This window comes from Piscibacillus sp. B03, assembly GCF_052246295.1.
In the GTDB taxonomy this organism is placed as follows: domain Bacteria; phylum Bacillota; class Bacilli; order Bacillales; family Alkalibacillaceae; genus Piscibacillus.
On sequence record NZ_JBQQCO010000029.1, the window covers coordinates 20,881 to 29,141 of the forward strand.

Sequence of the window (8,261 nt, forward strand, 5' to 3'; positions counted from 1 at the left end):
ATGTGACTCCGTTTCTTATTTATAGACTCCAATAATAATAACCTTTCGCCTCTAAGGCTTTTCGGTCTAATACTTCTTTTACATCGACTAATACTTTCTTGTCTTGATCTTTATAAAGGGAATCAAATGTTGTAAAATCATATTCTTTAAATGTTTCATGCCCCACTGCAATGATGATCGCATCTAAATCTTTTAGCTCACTTTCATCAACCAAGTCGATTCCATATTCATTTTTCACTTCATCAGCTTCCGCAATTGGATCGTGAACTAGAACTTCGACATCATAATCACGAAGTTCTTCAATAATATCAATGACACGTGTATTTCGAACGTCAGCACAGTTCTCTTTAAATGTCATACCTAACACGGCTACTTTCGATTGGCTAATATTTTGTTTAGCCTGAATCATCTTCTTAATCGTGTTCGAGGCGACGTATTTACCCATACCGTCATTAATTTTACGGCCTGATAAAATAATTTGCGAATGGTAACCTAATTGTTCTGCTTTGTAGGTAAAGTAATATGGGTCGACTCCAATACAGTGGCCACCGACTAATCCAGGCGTGAACTTCAAGAAGTTCCACTTCGTACCCGCTGCTTCTAATACCGCTTTGGTTGGGATATCCATTTTATTAAAGACCATGGATAGTTCGTTCATAAACGCAATGTTTATATCACGCTGTGAGTTCTCAATAACTTTCGCAGCTTCAGCCACTTTAATCGATTCCGCTTCATGAACACCAGCTTCAATAATTGAACTATAAAGCGCTGCTACTTCTTTTAATGTCTCAGCATCAGAACCTGAGACAATCTTGACGATTTTAGTTAACGTATTCACTTTATCACCAGGATTAATACGTTCTGGAGAGTATCCCACTTTGAAATCCTCACCGAACTTTAAGCCTGATTGTTCTTCAAGAATTGGAACACAAATTTCTTCGGTCGTTCCTGGGTAAACGGTAGATTCATATACGACAATGGATCCTTTTGTTAAATTGCGTCCAACTGTTTTGCTTGCTCCAATAACTGGATTTAAATTCGGAGTCTTGTCCGAATTAATTGGTGTTGGAACAGAGACAATATGGAATTTACAATCTTCAAGTTCTTGTTCATCGTTGGTAAACGTCATCGCAGTCTCTTTAAGAGCTTCGTCTCCCACTTCTTGTGTAATATCTATTCCATTTTTATATTTCGTTAATTTTTCTTCATTAATATCAAATCCAACAACATCGTACTTCTTAGCAAGTTCAACGGCTAAGGGTAAGCCAACATAGCCAAGTCCAATGACTGAGATTTTTTCTTCTTTTGCTTGTATCTTTTCAAATAAACTCATTATTGTTTTCCTTCCTTTTGTACATGGAGTTATTTCTATTCCATTATACACTTTTTAGAGGGAATGAAAAAATAGAAAGTATTAATCAATTAATGGTATTGCTTTTTTAAATGCGTCGGCTGTTATTTTACCCAACCAGTCTCTATAACTCGCTTGACGAAGCTTCTGATTTTCTTCGTAATTATCTATAAACAGATACTCCAATAGGATGGCAGGCATATTCGTATTACGTAGCACATTAAAGTTTGCTTCATGTTGGCCGCGATCGACACCGCCAATTTTTGAAATCAAATGTTCATGGAGCACACTCTGGATTTGTTTCTCAGTTTTACTAGCAGTTGTATGTACGTAGCTTTCAAATCCTTTGCCGACTCCCATGAACGCATTGTTATGGACACTTATAAAATAGTCTGCTCCCCACTCATTTGCCATCTTAGAACGATCCTCTAGAACTACAAATGTATCATCGTTTCGAGAAATATTAACTCTAACACCTTTTATCTGGTTTAAATATTTAACAGCACTTAATGCAATATCTAATGCTACATTCTTTTCTTCCAATCCATATCCAGTCCCGCCTGGGTCATGTCCTCCATGTCCTGGATCAATAAACACTTTTATAATACGACTTTCAATTTCTTCAACTGTCTTAAAATCTGCAATTCCACTTACTGGCAATCCATAATCCTTTTGAAATTCCTTTACCTTTTTCTCAGTAAAATCACCATAGTAGTTAGTCACTAAAATATTCCCATATCCAAGGCTATTAAGGTTTTCTTTTAATTCTATAATGTCCTTATGTCTTTTTCCTTTTTGCATTGGAGAATTATAAATTTCATTTAGCTTTTCCAATGTTTTGTCGTCAATAATTCCATGATCCGGTAAACCGAAATAACGTTGGAATTGTTTTACCTTTTTCTCTGAGAAATCGCCAAAGTAATTCGTTACTTTAATATTTCCAAAGCCCAGTTTGTTTAAATTACGTTTTAATTCTGGTAAATCTTCATGTCTTTTTCCTTTTTGAAAAGGACTATGATAGATTGACTCAAGCTTCTCTTGTGTAATGGAATCAATTATTCCATGCTCAACTAAGTCGTATGTTCTTTGAAAATCCTTTACTTTCTTTTCAGAGAAATCACCAAAGTAATCAGTAACAGTTATATACCCAAACCCTAGTCGATTAAGCATAACTTTAAATTCTGACGTGTCTTTATGTCTTTTTCCTTTTTGGAACGGACTATTTGTTATGGCATCAAGTTGCTCTCTTGTTTTATCATCAACGATTCCGTGATCAACGAGACTATATGCCCTTTGAAATTCTTTTACTTTTTTCTCTGAAAAGGCACCAAAATAATTGGTAACTAAAATATTTCCAAATCCTATACGGTTTAGTTGTTCTTTAATGCCTGGCAAGGCACTATGTCTTTTATCATATTGTAATGGATGATTATATAACTCTTCTACTTTTTCAAAGGTCTCTTCTGTTATGGATCCTGTTACATCTAAACCATAATATGCTTGAAAGTCTTCCACCCGGGTTTTAGTATAATCTCCGAAATAATCGGTGATTAACATCCCTCCAAAACCAGCGTGGTCTAATTTGTTTTTAAGGGCTGGAATTCCCTTATGTCTTGCACCAACACTGAAACCAGTATTATAGACAGTATTTAATTCTTCTAATGTTTTTGAATCAAAAATACCATTGGAAATTAGACCATAATCAGACTGAAACTCTTTTAGTTTCTTTTCTGTAAAGTTACCAAAATAAGTGGTCACCAAAATATTTCCATAACCAAGGCGATTCATTTTCGTTTTCAATTCTATTAATTGTTGGTCACTATGACCCTGCTGTAAACTATTACTATGTATGTCGTTAATTAATTGTTGTGTAGGTAAGTCTAATTGGCCATTCACTTCAAGACCATAATATTCTTGAAACTTTTTAACTTGCTTTTCCGTAAAGGAACCAAACAACTCAGTAACTGTAATATAGCCAAACCCTATAGCGTTTAGCTGCTCTTTAAACTCTATGATTTGTGGTGAACGGTCACCTTTTGAAAAGACTTGTGGTTCTTCCTCTTCATTAATTTTTTCTGTAGTTTCTAGGTCACCTTGCTTCTCAACCGAAACCTTTTTGGAACTTTCCTCGTTATTTTCTTCAATAACTTCTTTGTTAACCTCTTTTTCATCTACTGTTTCGTTATTACTTTCTTCATCTACTTTTTCTGTTTGTTGTTCTTCGTCATATTCTTCAGTTTTTGTATCAGATTCTTGGTTCTCATCTGTCTGTTCAAGGTCATTATCTTCATTACTTGTTTCCTCTACCATATCCTCATTAGCTAACTGTTCTTCTTGATCATTTTGATTAAGATCATCATTGGCTGATAGCATAAGTTGACTGTTGAAAAGGACAAGGGAAAACACCGCTAAACTTATAACTTTTCTAAGCATGTCAATCATCTCCAGATTAATATTCTATAAGTTATGATACTATTAAATCTATTAAATTACTATAAATTAACAATAAATTAAAGTTTTAGAAAAAACCGCACCACTGTTGTGATGCGGTTTTTAAAACTTAATCTACTTTTTCTAAGAATTCATTTGCCATCCAGTAATTTTGACCGTTAACAGAAATTCGGTACCAAGTGTAATTCACACCGTTTAATGGTTCTTTTTGAGAAACAATATTATAAGAAGAATCTAGACTTAAAGCGACAAATTCGCTACTTAAGGATCCAGAAACATTTCCTGCTGGAGAAGAACGATAGTTAACTCCAGAACCATTTACATAGTATAGGTTCTTAATGTCAACATACTGTTTAGAAACCCAGCCTTCGTTACCATTATACTTAACGTTAAGCCATCCAGAACCATTTTCACCTAGGATTTCTATTTCACTACCATTTGGAATCGTAGTGATAATATCGTGATTTGTTCCTGGACCTTTTCGCAAGTTTAAGTTCACAGTAACAGTTCCTATAATGTCATTTGGATATTCATTTACATCAGGTTCAATCTCAGGTGCAGGTGGTTTAGAACCATCTGGTCCTGGTTGATCTTGATATTCAGGAATATCGTATCTTAATGGTACGTTATTCACACTGTTACCTAGCATATTGTGAAGCATTCCTGCCTGAATTTCTGCCCACATGATATGAGTTGCATATTGTGGTCCTAACGAGTTATTGTTTGCTGCATAATCTGGATTCCATTTCATCTTGTATAAAGTGTTTTGTCCTCTAGAGATATAGTTGTTAGAAATTCTTTCAGCCCCACCGACGACGGCTTCTTCTGGTGAGAACCAACCATGGTCAAATGCATATTTAGCACCGCCATCAGTTGGATTATTATCATGTGCTCCATAACCGAACATATTATAAACAATATGTTCAACATCTTTATGGTCAATATCCCTTACGACTTTACCATTTTCTCTAATTACATTTCCATTTCCATCGACACCTACACCTTTTGCTAGAGTAGATGTACCATGACTTGTTTCATGAAGAGCATGGGCGATTAAATATAATTCATTTAATCCATATTCTTTACCAGCATCGATAAATGCTTGTCCAGTGTTTGTTAGTGTTCCACTATCACTTAAGAAATTAGCATTTAATTCATTAGCTGATAGATTAGTAGATTTATCTAGCACTAAAAATTGTAAGAACTTAGCAGATCCCTTTGAATAATTCGATGGGTTTAAATAATATCTAACGTTAGCTTCATCAGCTGGGATATTTCCTGCCCCATCATATTTAGGTGTTCCTTGAGCCATTTGAATGTCAACGGCACGGTCGAATGTCAGATCATAATACGTATAGTTATATCCGTCATCTGCTTCTTTTAGTGTATCTAAAGTAACTTCATCAACAATACCTGAAACAGGTAGACCGTAATCTGCTTGAAATTCTTCTACCCTTTGTTTTGTAAAACTACCAAAATAATTAGTGACTTTAATTCCACCATATCCAATAGCATTTAACATTTCTTTTATTTCAATAATATAGTCATGTCTCTTGCCATATTGATATGGACTATCCAATATTTCCTCTAACTTATTCCACGTAGGGTCATCTGCGATTCCATTCTCGACTAAAGAGTAGTGATCTTGGAAATACTTTAAACTGTCTAACGTATCTGAATCAAACAGTTCCGAATTGTCTAAGTCACCAAAGCCTAGTTGATTTAGTTTTTGCTTTAAATCAACAATGTCAGGATGGCTATTTCCTTCTTGGAAAGGGTTATTCTTTAGATCCTCAATTTTAGACCAAGTATTAAAATCAGCCTTTGATGTAACATTTAATCCATAGTAACGTTGAAAATCGCTTACTCTTTGAGATGTATAATCACCAAAATACTCAGTGATTAACATACCTCCAAATCCTACATCTTTTAAGCTGTTTTTCAACTTAACAACGCCTTGGTGATTGCCGCCTTTCTGAAAGGCATTATTAAATGTTGACTGTAATCGGTCTTGAGTGAGTTCATCCATAATCCCGTGTACTGGTAACCCTTCGTCTTCCTGGAATTGTTCAACTCGAGTTTTCGTCCAAGAACCGAAGAAAGTCGAGATGGCAATGCCATCGTAATCAAGCCAATTTAATAGATTTTTAATCTCTACTAAATCGTCATGTTCGTTACCTTCTTGAATAGGGTGATTGATAATACTATTAATCTTCGACTGTGTAGGTTCGTCGATTCGACCATTAACAGCTAACCCATAAGTTTCTTGAAAGGCTCGAACTCGATTTTCAGACCAAGAACCGAAATAATTTGTTTCTTGAATATACCCAAAGTCTAAAGCATTTAACTTCTCTTTCCATCCAATTAGATTTGAGTGCGATTTCCCTTTTTGTAAAGGATGATCAAGAGTATCTTCAATGTGTAACAATGTTTCAAGAGTAATCGTACCTGTAACCTGTAGTTCATAATAATTTTGATAGTCTCGAACACGTGTAGCTGTATAACTACCAAAGTTTTCAGTTATGAGAATTCCACCAAAGCCTAGTTCATCTAGCTTTTCTTTTAAGTCTTCGATTTTCGAATGACTACCACCTTCTCGGTAGGTACGGTTGAATTCATTCTCTAAATGGTTACGGGTTAAACTATCCACTATACCATGAGCAGGAATCCCTTGATCCTCTTGAAATTGTTCGACTCTAGTAGACATCCAAGAACCAAAATAAGTTGATACACCAATTCGGTCATAACCTAACCAATTTAACATGTGCTTAATCTCTATTAAATCGTCATGTTCGTTACCTACTTGTAAAGGATGAGAGATTAATTGATTAATTTTGGTCTGTGTTGGTTCATCTATAATTCCATTGACTGCCAAACCGTATGTCTCTTGGAAAGATCTTACTCGATTATCAGACCAGTTTCCAAAGTAATCTGTCTCTTGTATATAACCAAAATCAAGTCGGTTTAATTTTTCTTTCCAGTCTATTAAATCTGGATGTCTTTTACCTTCTTGAAATGGGCTATCTAGTATTTCTTCAATCATTAGAAGAGTTTCAGTGTTAATATTACCTGTTGTTGCTAGTCCATAATACTTTTGGAGCTCGCCGACACGTTGAGCTGTAAAGCTTCCGTAATTTTCAGTTTTGAGAATACCCCCAAAACCCAAATCATCTAACTTATACTTTAAGTCAACGATTTTGCCATGACTGCCACCTTCTTGATAGACACGAGTTAATTCGCTCTCTAAATGACTACGCGTCAATTCATCTACGATACCGTGTGCTGGGATCCCTTGGTTTTCTTGGAATTGTTGGACTCGAGTTTCCGTCCAAGACCCGAAATAAGTCGAAACAGCAATTCGATCGTAACCTAACCAATTTAACATGTGTTTAATCTCTATTAAATCATCATGTCTGTTATCCTTTTGTAATGGATGAGAGATTAATTGATTAATTTTATCTTTAGTTGGGTCATCTATGATTCCATTTACCACTAAACCATAAGTATCTTGAAATGCACGTACACGGTTATCAGACCAAGAGCCAAAATAATCTGTTTCTTTAATATATCCGAAATCTAATTGGTTTAATTTTTGCTTCCATTCTATTAAATCATTATGGCGCTTTCCTTCCTGAAGTGGGTGATTTAACAATTCCTGAAGCATTAACATAGTCTCCGTATTTGCCTCACCCGTTGCATCCAACCCATAATATTCTTGGAAATCACTCACCCTCTGTGCGGTGTAACTTCCAAAATTATCGGTTATTAACATGCCTCCAAAACCGATTTCCTTCAATTGTTCCTTAAATTCAGAGACATTCTCATGACTCCCTCCTTCTTGAAAGACGGAGGAATAAGAGTCTACTAAAGTGTTATAAGTCTCTGAATCTAGCACTCCAGAGTCTGGAAGGCCTGAATCCTCTTGAAACTGACTAACTCTGGTTTCAGTCCAATTCCCATAATAATCCGTAACCTGTATTCCGTCGTATCCTAACCAATTTAACATGACCTTTACATCAATTAATATCTCATGTCTATCTCCGTTTTCAAGCGGAAAATCGACATCTTGTTCATTAGCAAATATAGTAGATGAATTAAACAAAATTGCGATTATAAATATAGCCACAGACATTATACTTATTCTATTTTTAAATTGCATACTAAGAAAAAATTCCCTCCTTTCAAATAAACTTTTCATTTTATTTTCTCTTGAAATCTTAACAATTTCAATAGAAATATGGAACTAATTTTACAAAGTACAACAATTTTTTAATTTTATTAATAAATGATTATTTTTTTAACAATCTACTAACTTTTTTAAAAAACTGTAACCCTCCCTCAATAAATTAATTATTTCTTAGAATTTCGCCGTTTTTCTTTGATTTTTTATGGTTTTATTGCTTTTGAATCAATTGGTGGCCACCAATTGATTCAAAATTAGGCTGAAATTGGTAGTTGA

At 34.8% G+C, this 8,261-nt stretch carries 3 protein-coding genes; all 3 read right to left on the reverse strand.

What is annotated here, in order from left to right:
• Positions 1-19 precede the first annotated feature (19 nt).
• A complete protein-coding gene (locus ACTWQB_RS15120) occupies positions 20-1,333 on the reverse strand; it encodes a nucleotide sugar dehydrogenase (RefSeq protein WP_443140021.1) in 1,314 nt (437 codons plus the stop codon).
• A gap of 81 nt (positions 1,334-1,414) precedes the next feature.
• Positions 1,415-3,784 (reverse strand): peptidoglycan-binding protein, encoded by a 2,370-nt coding sequence (locus ACTWQB_RS15125; protein WP_443140022.1) that lies wholly within the window; start codon positions 3,782-3,784, stop codon positions 1,415-1,417.
• 127 nt (positions 3,785-3,911) lie between these two features.
• The gene (locus ACTWQB_RS15130) at positions 3,912-7,934 is read right to left on the reverse strand and encodes a peptidoglycan-binding protein (protein WP_443140023.1); all 4,023 of its coding nucleotides are present in this window, start codon (positions 7,932-7,934) and stop codon (positions 3,912-3,914) included.
• Positions 7,935-8,261 lie beyond the last annotated feature (327 nt).

Coding starts and splice junctions, on each gene's coding strand:
- ACTWQB_RS15120 (WP_443140021.1), bottom strand. CDS start 1,333: ATGAGTTTATTTGAAAAGATACAAGCAAAAGAAGAAAAAATCTCAGTC.
- ACTWQB_RS15130 (WP_443140023.1), bottom strand. CDS start 7,934: ATGTCTGTGGCTATATTTATAATCGCAATTTTGTTTAATTCATCTACT.
- ACTWQB_RS15125 (WP_443140022.1), bottom strand. CDS start 3,784: ATGCTTAGAAAAGTTATAAGTTTAGCGGTGTTTTCCCTTGTCCTTTTC.